At 48.8% G+C, this 20581-nt stretch carries 15 protein-coding genes; 7 read left to right on the top strand and 8 right to left on the bottom strand.

The features are described from left to right. Positions 1–508 precede the first annotated feature (508 nt). The 7 genes from J0X03_RS15790 to J0X03_RS15820 all read left to right on the top strand — a co-directional run bounded on the left by J0X03_RS15790 (position 509) and on the right by J0X03_RS15820 (position 9529). Positions 509–1336 (top strand): ABC transporter permease, encoded by an 828-nt coding sequence (locus tag J0X03_RS15790; RefSeq protein ID WP_033642482.1) that lies wholly within the window; start codon positions 509–511, stop codon positions 1334–1336. Further along, on the top strand, positions 1326–2660 hold the full coding sequence (locus J0X03_RS15795) for an ABC transporter ATP-binding protein (protein WP_033642481.1): 1335 nt from the start codon (positions 1326–1328) through the stop codon (positions 2658–2660). The genes J0X03_RS15790 and J0X03_RS15795 overlap by 11 nt, the downstream gene beginning before the upstream one ends. Then, on the top strand, positions 2653–5418 hold the full coding sequence (locus tag J0X03_RS15800) for a glycosyltransferase family 4 protein (protein WP_069100905.1): 2766 nt from the start codon (positions 2653–2655) through the stop codon (positions 5416–5418). Before J0X03_RS15795 ends, J0X03_RS15800 begins: the two co-directional genes overlap by 8 nt. Then, on the top strand, positions 5408–6460 hold the full coding sequence (locus tag J0X03_RS15805) for a glycosyltransferase family 4 protein (protein WP_149543333.1): 1053 nt from the start codon (positions 5408–5410) through the stop codon (positions 6458–6460). The genes J0X03_RS15800 and J0X03_RS15805 overlap by 11 nt, the downstream gene beginning before the upstream one ends. Before the next feature lie 69 nt (positions 6461–6529). Beyond that, a complete protein-coding gene (gene wecB, locus J0X03_RS15810; RefSeq protein WP_033642479.1) occupies positions 6530–7642 on the top strand; it encodes a non-hydrolyzing UDP-N-acetylglucosamine 2-epimerase in 1113 nt (370 codons plus the stop codon). Further along, complete coding sequence (locus tag J0X03_RS15815; RefSeq protein WP_089194484.1) at positions 7639–8724, top strand: glycosyltransferase family protein; 1086 nt, start codon at positions 7639–7641, stop codon at positions 8722–8724. The genes wecB and J0X03_RS15815 overlap by 4 nt, the downstream gene beginning before the upstream one ends. Further along, positions 8705–9529, top strand: a complete 825-nt coding sequence (locus J0X03_RS15820; RefSeq protein WP_160204135.1) for a glycosyltransferase — start codon at positions 8705–8707, stop codon at positions 9527–9529. The genes J0X03_RS15815 and J0X03_RS15820 overlap by 20 nt, the downstream gene beginning before the upstream one ends. An 88-nt stretch (positions 9530–9617) precedes the next feature. Here J0X03_RS15820 and rfbD read toward each other — a convergent pair whose 3' ends face one another. From rfbD to J0X03_RS15860, 8 genes are all read right to left on the bottom strand, one after another. After that, the gene (gene rfbD, locus J0X03_RS15825; RefSeq protein WP_033642477.1) at positions 9618–10496 is read right to left on the bottom strand and encodes a dTDP-4-dehydrorhamnose reductase; all 879 of its coding nucleotides are present in this window, start codon (positions 10494–10496) and stop codon (positions 9618–9620) included. Further along, positions 10496–11029, bottom strand: a complete 534-nt coding sequence (gene rfbC / locus J0X03_RS15830; RefSeq protein ID WP_033642476.1) for a dTDP-4-dehydrorhamnose 3,5-epimerase — start codon at positions 11027–11029, stop codon at positions 10496–10498. Before rfbC ends, rfbD begins: the two co-directional genes overlap by 1 nt. A 662-nt stretch (positions 11030–11691) precedes the next feature. After that, on the bottom strand, positions 11692–12705 hold the full coding sequence (galE, locus tag J0X03_RS15835; protein ID WP_033642475.1) for a UDP-glucose 4-epimerase GalE: 1014 nt from the start codon (positions 12703–12705) through the stop codon (positions 11692–11694). Positions 12706–12895: 190 nt separating this feature from the next. Continuing rightward, positions 12896–14269, bottom strand: coding sequence for a phosphomannomutase CpsG (gene cpsG / locus J0X03_RS15840; protein ID WP_046686726.1), 1374 nt, complete (start codon positions 14267–14269; stop codon positions 12896–12898). A gap of 14 nt (positions 14270–14283) precedes the next feature. Further along, positions 14284–15708: a mannose-1-phosphate guanylyltransferase/mannose-6-phosphate isomerase gene (locus tag J0X03_RS15845; protein WP_046686725.1), complete on the bottom strand. Its 1425-nt coding sequence runs from the start codon at positions 15706–15708 to the stop codon at positions 14284–14286. Between the two features lie 274 nt (positions 15709–15982). Continuing rightward, entirely contained in the window at positions 15983–17359 is a 1377-nt protein-coding gene (locus J0X03_RS15850; RefSeq protein ID WP_046686724.1) for a TolC family outer membrane protein, read from the bottom strand. 2 nt (positions 17360–17361) lie between these two features. Beyond that, complete coding sequence (locus tag J0X03_RS15855) at positions 17362–18693, bottom strand: HlyD family type I secretion periplasmic adaptor subunit (RefSeq protein WP_033642471.1); 1332 nt, start codon at positions 18691–18693, stop codon at positions 17362–17364. A 54-nt stretch (positions 18694–18747) separates the two neighbouring features. Then, positions 18748–20514 (bottom strand): type I secretion system permease/ATPase, encoded by a 1767-nt coding sequence (locus J0X03_RS15860; RefSeq protein ID WP_033642470.1) that lies wholly within the window; start codon positions 20512–20514, stop codon positions 18748–18750. Between the last annotated feature and the right edge of the window lie 67 nt (positions 20515–20581).

Consider the following 20581-nt stretch of genomic DNA (forward strand, 5'->3'; position numbering starts at 1 on the left):
TAAATGAAAACTGACAACCCCACCCTCTATTGGTTCTCGCTTACCAAGGGCGGTAGCGTGCTTTTTTAGGCTGAAAACGCTTATGCAGAGCAATGTCCAGCCTAAAAATCAGGCAATCTGTATGCAGGGAATTCAGTGTTCACTTCTGTTTCATCGAGAAATGCGGTGTTTTTTTGCCGAAGTGAACGCATCGAAAAACAGAAGAAAACCTTATATATCACTAATGTGTTCCCCGGCATTACAGTAAGATAGAAACACGCTGGACAATAGCCCGCGGTAATACCATGCAGGTTGCGCGGGAATGAAACAGATTCTGTTTACGATGTGAAAATCTCCGAGAGAAAATGTTGGCGTATTTTCCATGGAGTGCTTACGGAAACGTGTGTTTAGCCCTATAGCTATTTTCACACCCTCCGTCATATCAATAACGCATCCGTTCTACATGATTATATTGCGAAGAAAGTTAAACCATGACGTCAAAAAAGTTAATCAATAGCCTAGGTGTTAAATGAATATTTTCTCTATTCTTGTTAAGACTTTTTATCGGTGTCTTCATACACTTGCCACCAATAAGAATCTTGTTATTTCACTTTCTAAACGGGAAATCGGCAGTAAATACAAAGGGTCATTTATCGGGCTTCTTTGGTCGTTTATTAACCCAGTATTGATGATGGTGATTTATACCTTCGTTTTCAGCGTTGTATTCAAAATTCGCTGGAGTGCTGGAGTCGATTCCAAAGGAGAATTTGCGTTAGCATTATTCATCGGTTTGATTTTCTTCGGGCTTTTTTCTGAATGCATTAACCGCGCTCCCTATTTGATCGTCAGTAACGTCAACTACGTCAAAAAGGTTGTCTTCCCGGTTGAAACACTCCCCATTGTTTCACTCTGCACAGCTTTATTCCAAATGGTGATTAACTTCGTCGTTTGGTTGCTGTTCTATGTCGCTATCGTAGGGATCCCTACGTGGCACATTCTATGGCTACCCGTCATCATCGCACCGTTCCTTATGATGGTTCTGGGCGTATCCTGGTTCCTTTCTTCGCTTGGCGTTTACTTGAAAGATATCGCTCAGGTTATTGGCGTGCTTACCATGATTCTGATGTATCTTTCGCCGATCTTCTATCCGATCTCCATGTTGCCTGACGCATATCACATCTTCATGCAACTCAGTCCATTGACTTATGTCATTGAGCAAGCGAGGGATTGCATGATGCTGGGCAAAAATATCGCCTGGGGGAGCTGGGGCATTTACACCCTCATCTCTTTCGTCATCATGCTGTTAGGTTATGGTTGGTTTATGTTCACGCGTAAAGGGTTTGCTGATGTCATCTGAATTCGCAATTTCAGTCAAAAATATTTCGAAACGCTTTGAAATGTATGCAAATCCTAAGCATCGTTTGTACCAAATGCTTTCTTTAGGCCGCCGTACATTCTTCAAAGAGTTCTGGGCGCTAAACGGCGTTTCTTTTGACGTTAAGCGCGGTGAAACGCTTGGCATTTTGGGCCGTAATGGCGAAGGCAAAAGTACCCTGCTGCAAATTATTGCCGGCACCTTGACAGCCACCTCGGGCAGCGTTGAGGTCAATGGCAAACTGGCTGCGCTGCTGGAACTCGGCGCTGGCTTCAATCCTGAGTTTACCGGCCGTGAAAACGTTTATCTGAGCGGCATCATTCTTGGTATGACGCACAGTGAAATGGAACAGAAATTCCCTGAGATCGAAGCCTTTGCCGACATAGGCGAACATATCGATCAGCCGGTCAAAACCTACTCCAGCGGGATGTATGTGCGTTTGGCCTTCGCCGTTCAGGCTTGCATTAAGCCCGAAGTGCTCATCGTAGACGAAGCGCTGTCGGTCGGTGATGAGAAATTCCAACGCAAATGCTTCGATTATATCGAATCGCTGCGCGCGCAAGGGTGTTCAATCATCCTGGTGACGCATTCCACGTCGACCGTGGAGAAGTTTTGCCAGCGAGCCATTTTGTTGCGAAAAGGCCGGGTAGAAGCCATTGGCAGTGCCAAAGAAATCATCGACCAATACCATGCCCTGCTGTACTCAGATGAAAAAACTTACCTGCGCTATCTGAACAACATTGCTAAAAACACCAATCAGTCCATCAACGCGCCCCAGAAAGAAAGCCAGGACGGCGTCGCCGCCCATGAGGCCTCCATCGCGGAACAAGCCGAGATACAAGCTGAAAGCGAACTGACCAGCGGTGCCCTCATTGAAAGTTGGATCATCAAAGATGCCCACGATCAGCCTTGCGATCTATTCCGCGTAGGTGAAAAAGCCATCATCAGCTTCGATATCAGCGTATTTGGGCCGATAGAAGAGCTGCAAGCCGGCTTGGTCATTAAGACCGTTGAAGGTATTACGGTATTTGGCACCAGCACCTTATACCATAAGAAGAATATGCATAACGCCAAAGGCGGAGATGTTCTTAGGGCAACGTTTGAACTTGACCTGGCACTGTGCGAAGGCAGCTATTTTATTTCACTCGCTATCGCCAACGCCATCAGCCACGCCGATATGTCCTATCTTGATAAGAAAACCGACGTGATCGTCCTTAAGGTTATAGAGCCTCGCACGACAATGTCAGGTATTGCCGCATTGCCTGTTTCTTTATCACTCGAAAAGTGGTCAGGAGAGCATGAATAAATCAATACTTATCATAACTCAGTATTACTCAATCGGTGGGTTGGAAACCTATATCAACACTCAGGTAAAGGATCTGGTCGCCCACGGTTACCAGGTTCATCTTATGTACGCCGTTGTCGCAGACCCGTCATTACTCCCTGACGGGCTGAGCTCGTGCCATGAAAATATTCATTTAAGCAACGGCTCTATCGAACAACTCGTTCAAGGCGTAGACCTGATACGACAGGTTATCAAAGAAAAAGGCATCGATGTCATTCATGTGCATCCTTTTGACTGCATTTTCCCTGCCGTTATCGCCGCAGACTGCGAAAAAATACCGTCGCTATTAACATTGCACGGCCCTCTGTCGCTGCAGCATTTTACTCGGAATATTTATAATCAGACGTTGGCCATTTATTTTCTCAAAACGCTACATACCATATTTTGCGTTTCGCAGGAAACGGCGGATCAATTGGCGGAGATCATAGACCACCCCTCGGTGATGATCGTTCCTAACCTGATAGACACCGCCCAAACGCATCCCGCTATCACGGATGAGACTGTTGAGAAAAGATGGCTTATCGCCAGCAGGCTGGATGAGGATAAATCCGCAGGGATTATGAAGTTCATTGACTTCGCCAGCCGCTGCCAAATGATTCATGGTATTGATATTTACGGTACCGGTAGTGATGAAGACACTATAAAAACCTACGTTAGCGATAATAACTTCAACGAATGGGTTGGTTTCAAAGGCGTTGTCAGTGACATCCCTTCCGTCATGCCGCAATACGCGGGGTTTGCCGGCATGGGCCGCGGAGTACTGGAAGCCGGCATTAGCCAGCTTCCGGTGTGTCTGGTTGGCTACGACGGCATTAAAGGCATTCTGGACGATGAAACCTTTAAACATGCCGCTTACTGTAATTTCTCAGGCAGAAATCTGGCCAATGCCGAAGAAGATGTGCTTCAAGAGCAATTTGCCGCCGCTCGTCCCCTGCCCCCAGACTTGCTTATTGAATACCAGAGCGATGGCCGTTGGAGCCAAATCCTCGAGAATATGGTTCTCCCGGACAAAGAGCGATACGACAACGGTGATTCGCTGCAACTCTACCAGCAGCTGTGTAAGGCACCATCATCACAGGAAAACGAAAGTTTTTTGATCGCGAATGCCTTTACTGTCGCTATATTTAAAACGCTAGCAAACCAACTGATCGCCAACAGTATCAAGATCAACGCTCATGATGATAGCGTGAAAGAGACCGTCAAAATGGAAGATAAAGCGAGCCAGGCTCCCCTGGACACCCCTGTTAATGCTAATGCAGCAAGTTCAGGGAATGATGTCATCGCCAAGTTAGCTGCGTTGGAAGAACAGAATCTCTCTTTGCAGAATGACGTTAAATCGTTAGTACAACTCCTGACATCGGTAGCGGCAAAACAAGAAGACTATTTCAGAACTTTGCCTCACGCGGTTGCACCGAGTGCAGGGCAAAAACTTCGATATTTGGTTCAGGTTGCCGTTCAATCACTGACCAGAGCGGACAAACGCTATGAACTGGCCAAAACTCTTTATTGGAGACTGCCTGAGTCTGTCAGGCTAAAACTACAGACCCAGCGGCACCGTTACGTTCAAAAACACTTCGAGCACGCTTGCAATAGCGCGATGACGGATACCTCTGCCCCTGAAGACATTCCAGACTGGGTCGCAGCGGTAAACCAATCAGAGAAAGTCGTCTTCATTCCATGCAGCTTCGAATTCGATGAGCTGGTGAACCAACGGCCAATCAACGCGGCAAAATATTTCTCGGAAAAAGGCTATCAGGTTATCTTTATCGCCTGGCAATGGACGCCACAGGAAACGTTGTCGAAAGGTTGTTCGCAAGTCTGGAACAATGTCTATCAGGTTCCGCTGTATGATTTTGTGAAATACACCCGTCAGTGTCATCTGCATGACAAAACCGCGTTCTTTGTCATCACGATGCCGGCGAAAGTCTTCCTCACTCCGCTCTATGAGTTTAGAGCGCAAGGCTGCAACATCATCTATGACATTATGGATGAATGGGAATGCTTCCATAAGGTCGGACAAGCTCCTTGGTACCAGAAAGAGATTGAAGAAACCCTCATTCTACAAAGCGATTACGTCTGTGGCGTTGCTCCATCACTGCGTGACAAATTTGCTTATCTTCGCAGTGATATTGAAGTAGTCGGTAATGGCTATTCCGAGAAGGTCTTGGGCGATACACGTAATATAGCGAAAGACAACGGCAACAAAGTGGGCTATTTCGGCCATCTAACGGACTCGTGGTTCGACTGGGATATCGTATTTAAATTAGCTGAACAATTCCCACAATATCACTTCGAGATCATTGGTTACGGTGAGCCTGAGTGGGTGGTCAATAAAGCGAAAAATATTGCTAACATCACACTGGTGGGCAAAGTAATGCCAAAAGACCTTCATCAATATGTCAAAGAATGGTCGATCGGCCTAATTCCATTCAAAAGTGGCGAGCTGGCTCAAGCGGTAGATCCGATCAAAATTTATGAGTACCTCTATTTTGGCTTACCAACTCTAGTGACCGGCATTGAGCATATTAAACGCTATCCGATGACCTATTTCTCTGACGGCAGCGACGTTGTCGATCTGTTTGAGAAAACAATCAATAGCGAGCGCCACTCTGACGAGTTGGAAACCTTCTTGCAAGAAACCACTTGGGCAGCCCGATTCGAAGAAATGGAGTTGAACACCCTGAAAAGAAAAGGAATTAGGGAGTTATATGCTTCGTAAAATAGCATTTATCTATCCTTGGGCGACGCATGGCGGTGTTGAGAAAGTCATGCTCACCCGTGCCCGTTTATTAAACGATATAGGCACCTATCAGATTGACCTTCTTTTTACTCATGATTCCGGTGCGGCGAAGGCGATCACCGCCGCACTCTCGGACTGTAAAAATGTCGATGTCAAAATCATCAACTTCGATTATTTATTAACGCAAAATTACAGCCTCATTTTTTGCATTGATTTCCCTGCGGCTCTGACATTTTGCCATACGCACAAATTGAAATACTTTGCGGAATGCCATACAGCCTATAAAGAAAACAGGGCTTACTTGAATAAAATTCCGGACAGTTGTTCGGCAATATTGTGCCCATCCGCGTTCTTTATGAAGCAGCTAGAGCCTGAATTGCACAAAAGTGCCTGTCCATTGTTATTGCTGCGTAATTTCGTTCCTTGGGATCATGTCTCTCAAGAACCGCATGCGATTCCCTCTCTGCCAACATGGTCGAGAAGACCTATTCTCTTCCTGGGACGGATGGACAAGCTAAAGAACCTGACTGAATTACTGGACGCATTCGTTATTTTAAAAGAACGACACGCGGAAAAATACATGCTAGTTCTGTGCGGCCCGCAGTCTTCTGAAATCAACACCAACGCCGAGCTGGAGAGCAGAAATCTAGTAGGCGACACCGTATGCTTGCCGCCAGTTCCATTCTTGAATGTGGACAAGCTGCTGTTGGCGATCTCTCAAGCCAACGGGATTTTTGTGTCGCCATCAACCGGAGAATCATTTGGCTTATCGGCTTCAGAAGCGATTTGTGCAGACGTCCCCGTTGTTTTGTCCAATATCGAAGCACATAACTATTTAGTTGCCACGCGTGAAAATGAGTTTACTTACTCGTTGCATGATGCTCGCCAATTGTCAGAAAAAATAGCCTCTATATCTGACAATTATGCGCAATCTAAAGCATCACTTGCCGCTCTGAAAGAAAAATTTTCCGCCCATGCCTTTATGACCGATTGGGACGAATTGCTACGCAGAACCGAATAGCTATTCGATTACCACCTCCCCATACCGATTTTTATCGTCAGTATGGGGATATTAATTATTGAGACAACCATGTTAAAGAAAATTATGTGCGTTGTGGGTACTCGTCCGGAAGCGATAAAAATGGCGCCGGTGATCAAGGCACTTCATGCCTCCGGTGAATTCGACGTTTGCGTATTGGCGACGGCCCAACACCGAGACCTGTTGGATCAGGCTTTCCAACTTTTCGAAATTGAAGCCGATTATGATCTTAATGTCATGACACCTGGGCAAACATTGCCAGAGTTGACCGCGCGCCTGATGACCAGCATCGACCGAACTCTCGAAGAGGCAGCACCGGATTTGGTTATCGCACAAGGCGATACGACGACCGTCTTCGTGACGTCACTGGCCTGTTTCTACAAGAAAGTGCCTTTCGCTCATCTCGAGGCGGGGCTGCGTACACACGACCTCTATTCACCTTTTCCTGAAGAAGCAAACCGTATTCTTGCCGGACATTTAGCACGCTTGCATTTTGCTCCGACTGAAGTATCTAAAAGCAACCTCTTGCGCGAAGGCATTCCTGCAGAGCATATTCACGTTACGGGAAACACCGTGATTGATGCCTTGCTGACGACCGCACAAAAGACGTTTGATATCGGCGTCGATATTCCCCAAGACGCCCGGATGCTTCTTATCACTTCTCATCGCAGAGAGAACTTCGGCCAACCTATTGTCAATATCTGCAACGCAGCTCTTGAACTTATTGAAAAGTATAGTGATATCTATATTCTTTTCCCCGTTCACCCCAACCCAAACGTGCGCGAAGTCACGGATCGTCTGTTAAAAGACCACGAAAGAATTAAGCTGGTCAGCCCATTTGACTATGGCCCTTTCGTTGCCGCCATGAAGAATGCCTACCTGATTCTTTCCGACTCTGGCGGCGTGCAAGAAGAAGCTCCGGCCTTGGGCAAACCCGTCTTGGTCTTACGTCGTGATACCGAGCGCCCAGAAGCCGTCTCGGAAGGCGTGGTGAAATTAATCGGAACGGAACAAGCGGACATCGTAAGAGAAGCGTCTTTGCTGCTTGATAGCCCTCAGGCCTATCAAGAAATGGCAAAAGGAAGCTCTCCTTACGGTGATGGTGAGTCCAGCCAGCGTATCGTCCGTATCGTCCGCAATTTCTTTACTGAACAATGCCAATGAAAATCGTCTATCTTTCAGCTGTTCCCTGGTTGAGCATAAGTCAGCGCCCTCATTTTTTCGCCAAATATGCGCTGACCCATGCCACCCAGGAACTTTTGTGGATTGAGCCTTATCCTAGTCGTTTTCCCACCCTCGCCGATCTGACCCCCGGCCGCCATGCCCCTGAACCTGCAGGATTGGATTTGATAGAGGGTCTGCAACTGGCTCGGTTGGGTTTTGTAGCCCCCGTGGAGCCGATACCTGCGTTGTTTAAGCTGCTCAACCAAGGGAAAATAAAGAAAATCATTGACGATATAAAGAATTTTATATCTGAAGATACCACTCTGGTTATCGGCAAACCCTGTCTGCTGGCCAACATGCTTATCAAGCAATTTAAATGGCGGCAAGTGTGGTATGACGCCATGGATGATTTCCCTTCGTTTTATTCTGGCCTATCAAAGAAAAACACGGCTAATCTTGAAAAAGAAATCGCCCGACAAGTTGACCGCATATTCTGTTCAAGTCATGCCTTAATTGAGAAATTTTCGTCTATCGCCCCCAGCAAAACTGAGTTGGTGTTGAATGCGTGTTCAGATGACATGCAAAAAATTCATATCCCGAAAGCATCGCATGAAAAAATCACATTTGGCTATATCGGCACAATCGCAAGCTGGTTTGACTGGAAGTGGGTGTTCGAGTTGGCCACTAAAAATCCGGAAGCAATCATAAACCTCGTAGGGCCTAGAAAAACCGGAATTCCGGAAAGCTTACCTCAAAATATCATCCTGGAACCCCCTATCCCACACCCCCAGGTAATGAAAAAGATATCCACATTTGATTATGTGATTATTCCATTTTTGCAGAACGACATTACTAAATATGTCGATCCTGTTAAGTTCTACGAATACAGGTTGGCAGGAAAAGCCATCCTATCGACTCCATTTGGCGAGATGCTATGGCATCACAAAGAAGAAGCCTACAATTCTGACACAACGCTAGGCATTACTATACCTGACAACACGCTAGTTTTTCCTTCACCTAAAAAACCAAACGACATCCCAAGATGGAGTGGACGATTCTCTCATGTCTTTACCGGCTATTGAAGATGAAAAATTTCTTACAATCTCATTAGTAATTTTCAAACCGAATCTTGTAGATTTAAGAAAAACCCTTGCCGCACTTGTTGAGACAAACGTTTTTAAAGCACGCGACTGTTATTTATTGGTTGTTGATAACTCGCCAACTACTGATCCTGCAGTCACTTCGCTAATTAAAGAGTTCCTTGACGTTATTCCCGGAAATTACATATCACGACCAGACAATCCTGGCTTTGGAGTGTCACACAATTTAAGCTTAGCTATTAAGTCAAAATACACCCTTATTTTAAACCCCGATTTAGAGATGGATAAAAATGCATTAGAGAATGCATTCTCCTTCATGGATGTTCACCCTGAATGTGGCTTAATTACGCCGTATGCAACCTGGGGGAGCGGGGAAACACAATATTTGTGTAAGCGATACCCTTCTGTATTTGTATATTTATTGCGTTTCTTTGCCTCGGTTAAAGGAAAGCGTTTTTTCAAAAGTTATCTTCGACGCTATGAAATGGCTGATACGCTAACGCCTCACGATGTTTATTTCGATCCGCCTATCGTGAGTGGCTGCTTTATGTTTTTCCGCTACAGCGTACTGAAAGAATTATCCGGATTCAATCCTAAATTCTTTCTTTATTTCGAAGATTTCGATCTCAGCATCCGTACGGCAAAAATTACCAGAATAGCCTATGTCCCTGATGTCAAAGTCGTGCATTACGGTGGCCATGCGGCGCGAAAAGGCTGGGCGCATATTAAGCTATTTTCACGCTCAATGATTACTTTCTTTAATATTCACGGCTGGAAAATTTGGTAACTCCATAGCGAATAAGCTATGCGCCAATTACTGTCGGGTGAGCATGAAAATAACAAAATACATCATGCTCACCCACACGGTGCCGACATTACTCTTGTAAGTAACCCATTTTTCTCAATCGAGAAATCACGTATTCCAGGGCTGACTGCCAATTGGAAGCAGGTATACCTATCTCATTGATTTTATTGCAACTCAAGGTTGAATATTTAGGACGTTTAGCCAAAGTCACATATTGTTCTGATGTTATTTTACTGACCTTTGGCATGCGAGAAATCGCCCCCATCTCCGCAGCAACTTTAAATATGTGCTCCGCAAACTCACTCCAGCAGACCTCTTCATCCCCGCAGAAGTGATAAATCCCTCCCTGAACCTCACAAAGCAACATTTTTATCATCGCGTCTGCGATGTCCCCCGCATATGTCGGGCAACCGCGTTGATCGGCTACGATATCAAGAGATTCACGTTGCCGAGCAAGCCTCAGCATGGTTTTAACGAAATTTTCGCCATATTCACTGAAAACCCAAGAAGTGCGAAGAATTATCGCATCTTGCATTTCTGATACGATGGCCAATTCGCCATCACGCTTGGTTTTCCCGTAAATGCACAGTGGGCGGGTACCAGCCAACTCATTGTAGGGAAGCTTGCCCAGGCCATCAAAAACATAATCTGTAGAAATATGAAGCAGTCGGCAATCCATTGCCTTTGCAACCAAGGCCAAATTGGCTGGGCCCACAACGTTGGCTAACAACGCAGCCTCGCAATCTTGTTCCGCTTTATCAACGGCGGTATAGGCTGCAGCATTTATGATCGCCGTCGGTTTAAACTCCTGGACGACGGCCTTAACCTGCTCCAATTTGGAAATGTCCATCGTATTGCGGTCGGCCGCTAAAATAACCCAATCGGCGGGTACCCGATCGATAAAACAGCGCCCGACCTGCCCTTTAGCCCCGGTTAAAAGAACTCTCATTAAATCAGTTCTCTGAGAAATTTGCCGTTCTTGTCCTTTTCCGACAAAACAGGGTGCCGAACAGGCCAGGCCACGCCGACATCGGGATCATTCCACATCAGGCACCGTTCATGTTCTGGCGAATAGTAATCCGTGCACTTATATTCAAAATCCGCGATCTCAGAGAGCACGACAAAACCGTGGGCCAAACCTGGCGGGATCCAAAGCTGAGTTTTGTTCTCTTCCGATAGCACAATGCCTTCCCACTTGCCAAATGTGGGTGAGTCTGGGCGAATATCTACAGCAACATCATAAACTTCGCCTCGCACCACACGAACCAACTTGCCTTGCGGCTTGATATCTTGATAGTGCAGTCCGCGCAAAACCCCCCGAGAAGAGCGTGAATAATTGTCTTGGACGAAGTCCAAATCAATATCCAGCATGTCTTGAAAGCGACGCTTCTCGAACGTTTCCATAAAAAAACCGCGAGTATCACTAAATACCGTTGGTTGAATGACTTTGACTCCATCGATTTTAGTATCGATAACCTGCATTCTGCGTACCTCATAAGACGCGAGAATTTGTGCTCAAAAATTCTCGCAAAATACAGTCACTTACAACATCTTAGCTTTATTGGCGCGATGGCGAAAAACGTAAACAAAGCCTAATCCTCCTTATCGCCACCTGTTAACAACATGAGAACAGAGGCAAACAAGGGAGCCAGGAAGCATCATTTTGAGGTAAACGATTGATAAAATCCGTGACCAACCACAGCGTCTTCCTCTCAACGGCTTGATACTCACTACCATTAGCGCAAAACTTCAGTGTACCTTACTGATGCAAAGTAAGAGAAATGGTGGAGTTTATCGCTTCACAAGCCTGATAGGCTAACATACTCGCTGCTCTTGTCTCTCTCAACAGATCTTCAACAAGGCATTTCCAGGAGGGAACATCTCATATTCACACACCAGATACCGTGACCATCAATACCCTGCGGTTTTATGCCATAACGACATATCGTCCCAACAAAGTATCTTCAATGGCACCAGTATAATCTGATAGCGCGGATTTTTCATAAGGAAGTACTGATTATTATCAGATAAAGCCCATAAAAACGAGGGTGATCAGCCCTCGTCGATAGGTAGTCTCACACTCTTGGCTTTCGATTGTCTTGCAGCTGGCCTAACGCCTCTCTGAGCGCCGGTAACAGATATGCTTAACGGTAGCCCTGCGGGTTTTTCTTCTGCCAATTCCAGGTGTCACGCATCATGTCATCGAGACCCCGGTTAACTTTCCACCCCAACTCTTGGTAAGCCAGATCGGCATTCGCCCAAAACGCGGGTAGATCGCCTTCGCGACGTGGCAAAATTTGATAGGGGATCGTTACGCCTGACGCTTTCTCAAACGCCTGAACCATCGCCAGTACAGAATGCCCTACGCCAGCCCCCAGGTTGTAGGCCTTAAACCCATTGATCTTCGGCAGATGATCCATCGCTTTCAGATGGCCTTCGGCCAGATCCATGACATGAATGTAGTCACGCTCACCCGTACCGTCTTTCGTCGGATAATCCCCACCGAAAATCCCCAGTTTATCTAACTTACCGATCGCTACCTGCGAGATGTAAGGCAGCAGGTTATTGGGAATACCGTTCGGATCTTCGCCGATCAAGCCCGATTCATGGGCTCCAACCGGGTTAAAGTAGCGTAAAGCAATAATCGAAAATTGCGGCTCAGCCTTAGCAAAATCCTGCAGAATCTGCTCCACCATCAGCTTAGACGTGCCATAAGGGCTGGTCGTGCCACCGATTGGCGTAGTCTCGACGTAGGGCACCGGCGAGTTGGCACCATAAACGGTGGCGGACGAACTGAAGATAAACGCATGAACGCGGGCACGGCGCATAGCGTCCAGCAACACCAGTGTTCCGGTGACGTTATTCTGGTAGTATTCCAGCGGCTTACGCGTAGATTCCCCTACCGCCTTAAGACCAGCGAAGTGAATGACGGCCGTAATCGGGTGCGCTTCAAAGATCCGATGCAGGCATTCCTCATCCTGGACATCGCCTTGATAGAACACCGCCGCTTTCCCCGTCAGCTTTTCCACACGGTGCAACGATTCCGCAGACGAGTTCGACAGATTGTCCAACACCACCACATCTTCGCCTCGTTCCAACAGAGATAAAACGGTGTGAGAACCAATGTAACCCGTGCCGCCGGTGACTAAAATTGTCATTCCAACCCCTTATACTCCGGATGTACCGAAAAATATCTCTTCGTTCTGTAAGAAAGCCTCTTACCAAGCCGCCTAAACAGGCTTGCATCGCCTCCCCTAAAGACATCATACCGCTCTCTGAATACGGCATGAAGCGAGAGCGGTAAAACCGCTCTCGTCACTGACTTATCACAACCCTTCAAAACAAACATTACGCTCCTGCGGCCAGCAGCGCCAAAATTTCGTCAGTTTTCTCTTGCATCAGCGCAACATCGGCACGCGATTCGACATTAAGACGCACCACCGGTTCCGTATTAGAAGAACGCAGATTGAAACGCCAGCCTGCGAACGCCATGCTGATGCCATCGGTGTAGTCCACCTCATCGGCATGCGGTAAATAGTGTTGTTTAACGCTTTCAATGGACATGGCAGGCTGAGCCAGCTTGATATTGATCTCACCGGAAGACGGGTAGGCGGCAATGCGATCCTGTACCAGTTGTCCCAGCGTTTGTCCCTTCACACTGACCAGCTCAGCGACCAGCAGCCATGGGATCATGCCACTGTCACAATAAGCAAAATCACGGAAATAGTGGTGAGCGCTCATCTCTCCACCATAAATGGCGTCTTCCGCACGCATGCGTTCTTTAATGAAAGCATGGCCGGTTTTCGACATCACAGGTACGCCCCCGGCATCGGTGACCACATCGACGGTGTTCCAACTCAGGCGTGGATCGTGGATGATCTTCGCGCCCGGCTGTTTCTGCAAGAAGGCCTCCGCCAGCAAGCCGACGATATAATAGCCCTCAATGAAATCGCCTTTTTCATCGAACAGGAAGCAGCGATCGAAATCGCCGTCGAACGCAATGCCCATATCAGCGCCATGCTCACGCACCGCATCGGCGGTATCCGCACGACACTCAGGCAGCAATGGGTTGGGAATACCGTTAGGGAAAGAGCCGTCCGGCTGGTGATGCACCTTGATAAACTCCAGCGGCACACCCCGCGCCTTCAATTGCGCCTCAATAGCATCGATCACATGCCCTGCCGCACCGTTGCCCGAGTTGATCACTAGCTTCAATGGCTTGAAGTTGTTCACGTCGACGTAGGACAGAATGTGCTCTACATAAGCCCCTAATACGTCCTGGCGAACATAGCTACCGCGCGTTGCAGCCGGCGCCTGAAACTGATTTTTCTCCGCCAGTTCTTGGATCGCTCGTAATCCGGTATCGCCGCTAATTGGGCGGGATCCTTCACGCACCAACTTCATGCCGTTGTAATCAATAGGGTTATGGCTGGCGGTCACTTCCACGCCACCATCCGTTTTCAAATAAGTCGTGGCAAAATAGATTTCTTCGGTGCCGGTTAAGCCGATGTCGATAACATCGGTACCCGCATCCTGCAAGCCTTTCGCCAACGCCAGCTTCAGGCTTTCACTGGTTAACCGCACATCGCTTCCCAACACGATATTTCTGGGCTTCAAAAACTCGCCGTAGGCGCGTCCAATACGATACGCGATGTCCTCATTCAGCTCTTCACCCAGTTTTCCCCGAATGTCATAAGCTTTAAAACACGTTAACTTTTGCATTGCCAAACCCTTTCTTAAACTCTGCCATAGCGATCTTGCAAACGTTCAATATCATCTTCTTCCAGATAGTGTCCCGACCTGACTTCGATCATTTCCAAATCGATTTTTCCCGGATTCTCCAACGTATGAACACTACCCGCGGGGATAAAGGTGGACTGGTTTTCCGACAAGAAGAACGTTTTATCATCAACGCTAACTTTCGCTGTCCCACTCACAACTACCCAATGTTCAGCACGATGGAGATGTCTCTGCACGGAAAGTCCTTCCCCCGGCCGTACAATGATTTTCTTCACCTGGAAGTGCGTACCGCTGTCAATGTCACAAATCTTGCCCCAAGGACGGTAGGCGGTGGAGTGCTGGCGAAAATGATGGAGATTGCGCTTTTTAAGCTCATCGACCACTTTCTTAACATCCTGCACTTTGTCTTTGTGAGCAATCAGCAGCGCATCATTGGTATTAACCACGATAAGGTTTTCCAATCCAATGGTCGCGACCAACGCAGATTCAGACGAAATGTAGTTGTCACTGGAGTCGATCGAGATAACCTCACCCACGTTGACATTGCCCAACGGGTCTTTTTCTGACACTTCCCACAATGAGGACCAAGAGCCGACGTCGCTCCATCCCGCATCAATAGGGATCACAACAGCATCATGTGTCTTTTCCATCACCGCATAATCGATGGAATCACTTGGGCAATGTTTGAAGATATCTTGTTCAACCCGGATAAAATTCATGTCGCGTTGACTTTTAGATACAGACTGCTGGGTTGTGCTGAAGATGTCGGGACTGAACTGCTGCAATTCCTGCAAGAACTTGGCCGTCTTAAACATGAACATACCGCTGTTCCAGCTGTAATCACCACTGGCAAGGTATTCGATCGCTTTCTCTAAACGTGGTTTTTCCACGAATGAATCAACCTTAAAGCAATCATTGGATAGGTGACTGCCGCGTTTTATGTAACCGTATCCGGTTTCCGGATGCTCTGGAATGATGCCAAACGTGACCAGTTGATTGTTGTCGGCAAAAGACATTGCCGTCTGGATCGCCGCATGGAAATTCTCTACTTTCGTGATCAGATGGTCTGCAGCCAGCACCAAAAGCATGCTGCCCTCGTCTTTTTCAGCAGCAAGATGAGCAGCCAGCGCCACTGCCGGCGCGGTATTACGCCCCACGGGCTCTAAAATAATATTGGTCGCTAATTGCCCAATCCCTCGTAATTGCTCTGCAACCAAAAAGCGATGTTCCTCGTTACAGATGACCAAAGGAGCGGCAACTTCGATACCGGTCAGACCCGACAAGCGCTGTAACGTCTGTTGCAGCAAGCTCACGCCGCTGTCATCAATAGATAAGAACTGTTTAGGAAACGATTCTCGCGACATCGGCCACAAGCGACTCCCAGTACCGCCGGCCATAACCACAGGAATTAGTTTGGACATTATCTACCCTTTACTCAGTCATCATTCTTATAAGGACGACGCCACGTATCAGCAGCATCATACTAAATACCGTACAATTATTAACCAATTGTTACACTTTGCGAAAAGCATGTATCCCTCTAACCTACCGTTCCTTAACAGAAAGTTATGTATAGAAATTAGTCAGGCAAGCATAAATATCGAAGGAACCACCAGCCGATAACATAACGTATTAACGCAAAAAAGAGCAGCATAGTGCTGCTCTTTCAGATTAATGCTCATAGTGAATATGTTGTTATCGACTGCGGGTAAAATACTGCGCCACGCGCAGTACATCTTTCTCGTCTAACGTGCCGGAGTCACTCAATAGGGTGATCCAGGATTTGATATAAGTGTATTTAGCAGAGGCCAAATCGCGCTGTGCGCTATAGAGCTGCTGTTCGGCATTGAGCACATCGACGTTGACACGTTGCCCAGCCAGCACGCTTTGCCGGGTCGCCGTCACCTGGGTCGTCGCCGATTGAACCGCCAGTTCATAGGCCGCCACTTTAGCGCTGCTGCTAATACACAAATTGTACTGTTTGCGCAGATCGTTGAGCGTGGTGCCCGTTTGCGCATCCATTTCATACATCGCTTGCCCGTAACGCGCCGCTGCCTGGCGGGTCGATGCCGAAACACCGCCACCGGAATAAATAGGCATGCTGACCTGCACGCCAATGCTGTCAGTACGGTATTTCTGGTTAACCGTGTTGTCGCTGCTGGAGTCGTTTTCCGAATGCGAAGCATACAGCTGAACCTGTGGCATAAAGCCAGCCCGGTTCCTTTCGACATCATACTTAGCAGCATCCACGCCATGACGCGAGGCGGCCAATACAGGGTTGTTCTCCAACGCGATCTTTTGCCACTCTTCGAACTTGGACGGGATTAACGGCGCCACTTTGAATTTACCCGGCCGCAAGACCTGCAATTCATCCAGTTGGTTCAGCGGCATGCCGATAATTACTTCCAATTCACGCTGTGCGGCATCCAGTGCATCGCGCGCTTCTATCACCTGTGCTTCAGCCAGGCTATAGCGCGCCTGAGTTTCGGATACGTCGGTAATGGTACCTTCACCGGCGCTCATCAGGCGATCGTTCAAAGTCAGCTGTTCCTTGTAAGCCGCCTTTTGCGCTTCGGCCAACGCGATTTGATCCTTGGAATAAGCCACTTCGACATAGGCGTTAATCACCCTCACCGCCAAATCCAGCAACTTACCGCGATAGCGCTCGTCCGACATCATGGTCTGCGCCACGCCGGCTTTGTACCTGGCGTAAGCTTCATAATCGAACAGCGGCTGCGTCAGCGTGATCGAACTGGAATAGCTGCGATATTGCTGCCGCCGGGTAACCTCCGAAACATTGCCGAAAAAGTCGCTTTGCGGGTACTTCTGAGTTTGCCAGTTGCGCGGCGAATTCTGGTAGTTCAGCGATACCTTCGGCAGCAGCCCTGCCCTGCCGATATTTTCGTTTTCATCTCCCGCTTCTTTCTCTTTTATAGCCGCCCGAAAGGTCGGGTCCTTTTCTAATGCCAGCGAATATGCGTCTAAAATCCCTATCGAATAAACCGGCGCAGACATCGCAAACAAAAGGGTGCCGATAACCAGACCGGCAGCCTGTCGTTTTGAATGAATCAAAATTATTCCTCGGTTAATGAAGTATGAGCGCGATCCAAAATAGGTTTAAACAGATAGCTCAACAGCGAGCGCGACCCCGTTTTCACGAACACCTCCACCGGCATCCCCGGCTTGATGTCCTCGCCACTGAGCATTTTCATGCCCTCCGGCGAGACCGTGACCTGCATCTGGTAGTAAGGTTCGCCATTGGCTTTGTCGACCAGGCGGTCGGCGGAAACCAAGGTGACGGTTCCCGGAATTTTCGGGGTTTTGTTTTGGTTGAAGGCGGTAAACATCAGATCCACCGGCAACCCGTTGTACACCTTATCGATCAGGTCGACTTTGAGGCGAGAATCCACCACCAAAGTCGCCTGGCTGGGCACAACGTCCATCAGGTGGTCACCCGCTCCCACGACGCCCCCCTGAGTGAAGATATTCAATCCAACCACGGTGCCGTCCACCGGTGAGGTGATGGCGGTGTTGCCCAGATCGAAATCGGCCATTTGCAGCTTGTTGCGGAATTCGCTGGCGTCCATTTGAGTTTGCGCCAGCTGCGTTCTGACTTCGCGCTGGTAGTCGGCGAAACGCTGATCGATGCGTTGCTGTGATTCCAGCAACTGCTTTTGCAATTGGCCAATCCGCCCCACCGTTTCATCAATGCTGCTATTTACCTCGGCAAACTGGCGCTGCACTTCCAGGTAACGGTTACGCGGTAGGTAACCGTCCGCCGCCAACTGCTTCATGCTGTTCATCTGCTCACGCAGGCTGGAAAGCTGGATCTGTTTGTTACCGCGCGAATCCTGCAGTCCTTTTAATTGGAAACGGATTCCGTCCATTGACTGCTTATAGCCGTCGATTTCACTTTGCAGCGCTTGGCGGCGGGAGGCGAACAGCTGCGTTTGCAATGCAATGATTTCTGCCACGCGAGGTTTATCTTTCACCGCGTCCAAAATGGGTGAGAAAGTCACTATGCTCAACCCATCGCGTTCTGCCAGCAAGCGCCCTTCTGTCGCCAGCGTGGTGTAGTACTGATCCCGCAGCGAATCAACCTGAGCTTGAGCCTGCACCTGGCTGAGCTGCACCAGCACCTCACCGGCTTTCACTTTGTCGCCATCTCTGACCGCAATATTCTTAATGATGCCGCTGGCCGGGGCCTGCACCGTTTTGCGGTTGCCGGAAACGGTTACCGATCCCGGCGACGCCACCCCTTTATCCAACGGCGCAAAGGCCGCCCAGGCTAAAAACCCGAACAGACCGATCCCGACCACCAGCCACCCCATACGGGTAAACCGCCGTTCATCTTGTGGGATCTCTTCAGTATACGAGTCTTGCGGCTCGCCAATATGCGTAGACATACCAACTCCTTTGACTGTCGGCGACGCAAAAGCGCCGCCGGGCAAGTTCACGGCTTAATTAATTTGAGTTTTAGGGATTTCGCCTTCATCCGGCTCGGAGTTCACCGCACGCACCGCCTGCGGAGGCACCTGCGCTTTTTGCGCATTCGCCAACGCCTGCAGCACCTGCTGCGTTGGGCCGAATGCATTGACGTTCCCGTTAACCAACAGCAACAGCTTGCTGGTCATCGACAGCAGATTGGTGCGGTGAGTGATCAGGACCACCGTCTTATTACGCTGTTTAAGGAACATGATGGCCTGGTTCAACGCTTTCTCGCCGGCATCATCCAGGTTGGAGTTAGGCTCATCCAACACTACCAACGCGGGATCGCCATACAATGCCCGCGCCAAGCCGATACGTTGCTTCTGCCCGCCGGACAACCCTGCACCACCGTTGCCGATCACCGAATCGTAACCGTTAGGGAAACGCAGGATCAGTTCATGCACACCAGCCAGCTTGGCAGCCTCAATCACTTTCTCTGAATCGATGTCGTTAAAGCGAGCGATGTTCTCGGCGATAGTGCCGGCGAACAACTCGATGTCCTGCGGCAGATAGCCGATATAGGGCCCCAGTTCGTCTTTGTTCCACTGGTAGATGTCGGCATTATCCAACCGCACTATCCCTTCGCTCACAGGCCAAATACCGACCAGTAAGCGCGCCAATGTTGATTTGCCCGACGCACTCGGACCGATAATCCCCAGCACATCGCCGGGTTGAATGGCAAAACTTACGTTATGCAGCACCGCATCCCCTTTCGATCCCGGAGGCGTGGCGGTCACGCCTTCTACGGAGAGCACACCTTCCGGACGCGGCAGCGACATGCCGGTACCACGCTGCGGATGCGTTTCCAGCAGCTTGACCAAGCGGCCATAAGAAAGTTTGGCCGCGCTATAGCTTTTCCAAACGTTAATGACCTGCTCGATCGGCGCCAACGTTCGCCCCATCAATATAGAACCGGCGATCATCATGCCGGGCGTGATGTGCCCATCAATCGCCAACCATCCCCCCAGGCCCAACACTAAGGACTGCAGCGACATACGCACGAACTTGGTGATTGACGTGACCCGCGATGCGCGTTCGCTGGCGATGCGTTGGCTGTTCAAGAACCGCTGGTGCAGACCGAACCACCGGCGTTTCAGGTTAGGCAACATCCCCAAAGCCTCGATCACTTCGGCATTTCGCAGATTGGTGCTGGCCAAATTACCTGACATGATCGACAGCTTGCTGGCTTCTCCCAGCGGCTTTTTCGAAACCACTTCATTGATTACCGCCAATGCGATCAGCAACAGCGCACCGACCAGGGCGAAAAGGCCCAACCAAGGGTTAAAGAGGAATATCACCAACAGATAGATCGGAAACCACGGCGCATCAAAGAAGGCGAACAGCGCGCTACCGGTGAGGAATTGGCGCAGATTGGTCAAATCGCTCAGCATCTGACCGGCGTCAGACGAACCGTTTTTCAGATTCGCTTCGTAGGCCGCGGTATAGACTCGCGTGTTGAGACGCATATCCAGCTGGCTGCCGATGCGGATCACCACCATGCTGCGCACGTATTCCAACAGCGACATCATGCCGAACATGCCCAGCATGATCAGCGTCAGCATTAACAGCGTGATTTCATTGCGCGAAGGCAGCACCCGGTCGTAAACCTGGAGCATATAAATGGAAGGAACCAGCATTAACAGGTTAATAAACGCAGTAAATATACCAACGGTCCAGAAGACTTTGCTGCGTGTACGTATAACATCCGCAATTTCGTTGCGCGGGATAAATTGATTCACGTTCTGCCCTTACATCATGTGCACTGTCAGTCCAATCCGCATTGACCCCCTCCCTAAAGAAATTCCT

It is taken from the genome of Serratia ureilytica (assembly GCF_017309605.1).
GTDB classification, from domain to species: Bacteria; Pseudomonadota; Gammaproteobacteria; order Enterobacterales; family Enterobacteriaceae; genus Serratia; species Serratia ureilytica.

Excerpts from the sequence above, each read along its gene's own strand:
- cpsG (WP_046686726.1), bottom strand. The coding sequence starts at position 14,269 with ATGCAAAAGTTAACGTGTTTTAAAGCTTATGACATTCGGGGAAAACTG.
- J0X03_RS15815 (WP_089194484.1), top strand. The coding sequence starts at position 7,639 with ATGAAAATCGTCTATCTTTCAGCTGTTCCCTGGTTGAGCATAAGTCAG.
- J0X03_RS15800 (WP_069100905.1), top strand. The coding sequence starts at position 2,653 with ATGAATAAATCAATACTTATCATAACTCAGTATTACTCAATCGGTGGG.
- wecB (WP_033642479.1), top strand. The coding sequence starts at position 6,530 with ATGTTAAAGAAAATTATGTGCGTTGTGGGTACTCGTCCGGAAGCGATA.
- rfbD (WP_033642477.1), bottom strand. The coding sequence starts at position 10,496 with ATGAGAGTTCTTTTAACCGGGGCTAAAGGGCAGGTCGGGCGCTGTTTT.
- J0X03_RS15820 (WP_160204135.1), top strand. The coding sequence starts at position 8,705 with ATGTCTTTACCGGCTATTGAAGATGAAAAATTTCTTACAATCTCATTA.
- galE (WP_033642475.1), bottom strand. The coding sequence starts at position 12,705 with ATGACAATTTTAGTCACCGGCGGCACGGGTTACATTGGTTCTCACACC.
- J0X03_RS15845 (WP_046686725.1), bottom strand. The coding sequence starts at position 15,708 with ATGTCCAAACTAATTCCTGTGGTTATGGCCGGCGGTACTGGGAGTCGC.
- J0X03_RS15795 (WP_033642481.1), top strand. The coding sequence starts at position 1,326 with ATGTCATCTGAATTCGCAATTTCAGTCAAAAATATTTCGAAACGCTTT.
- J0X03_RS15855 (WP_033642471.1), bottom strand. The coding sequence starts at position 18,693 with ATGTCTACGCATATTGGCGAGCCGCAAGACTCGTATACTGAAGAGATC.
- J0X03_RS15805 (WP_149543333.1), top strand. The coding sequence starts at position 5,408 with ATGCTTCGTAAAATAGCATTTATCTATCCTTGGGCGACGCATGGCGGT.
- rfbC (WP_033642476.1), bottom strand. The coding sequence starts at position 11,029 with ATGCAGGTTATCGATACTAAAATCGATGGAGTCAAAGTCATTCAACCA.
- J0X03_RS15790 (WP_033642482.1), top strand. The coding sequence starts at position 509 with ATGAATATTTTCTCTATTCTTGTTAAGACTTTTTATCGGTGTCTTCAT.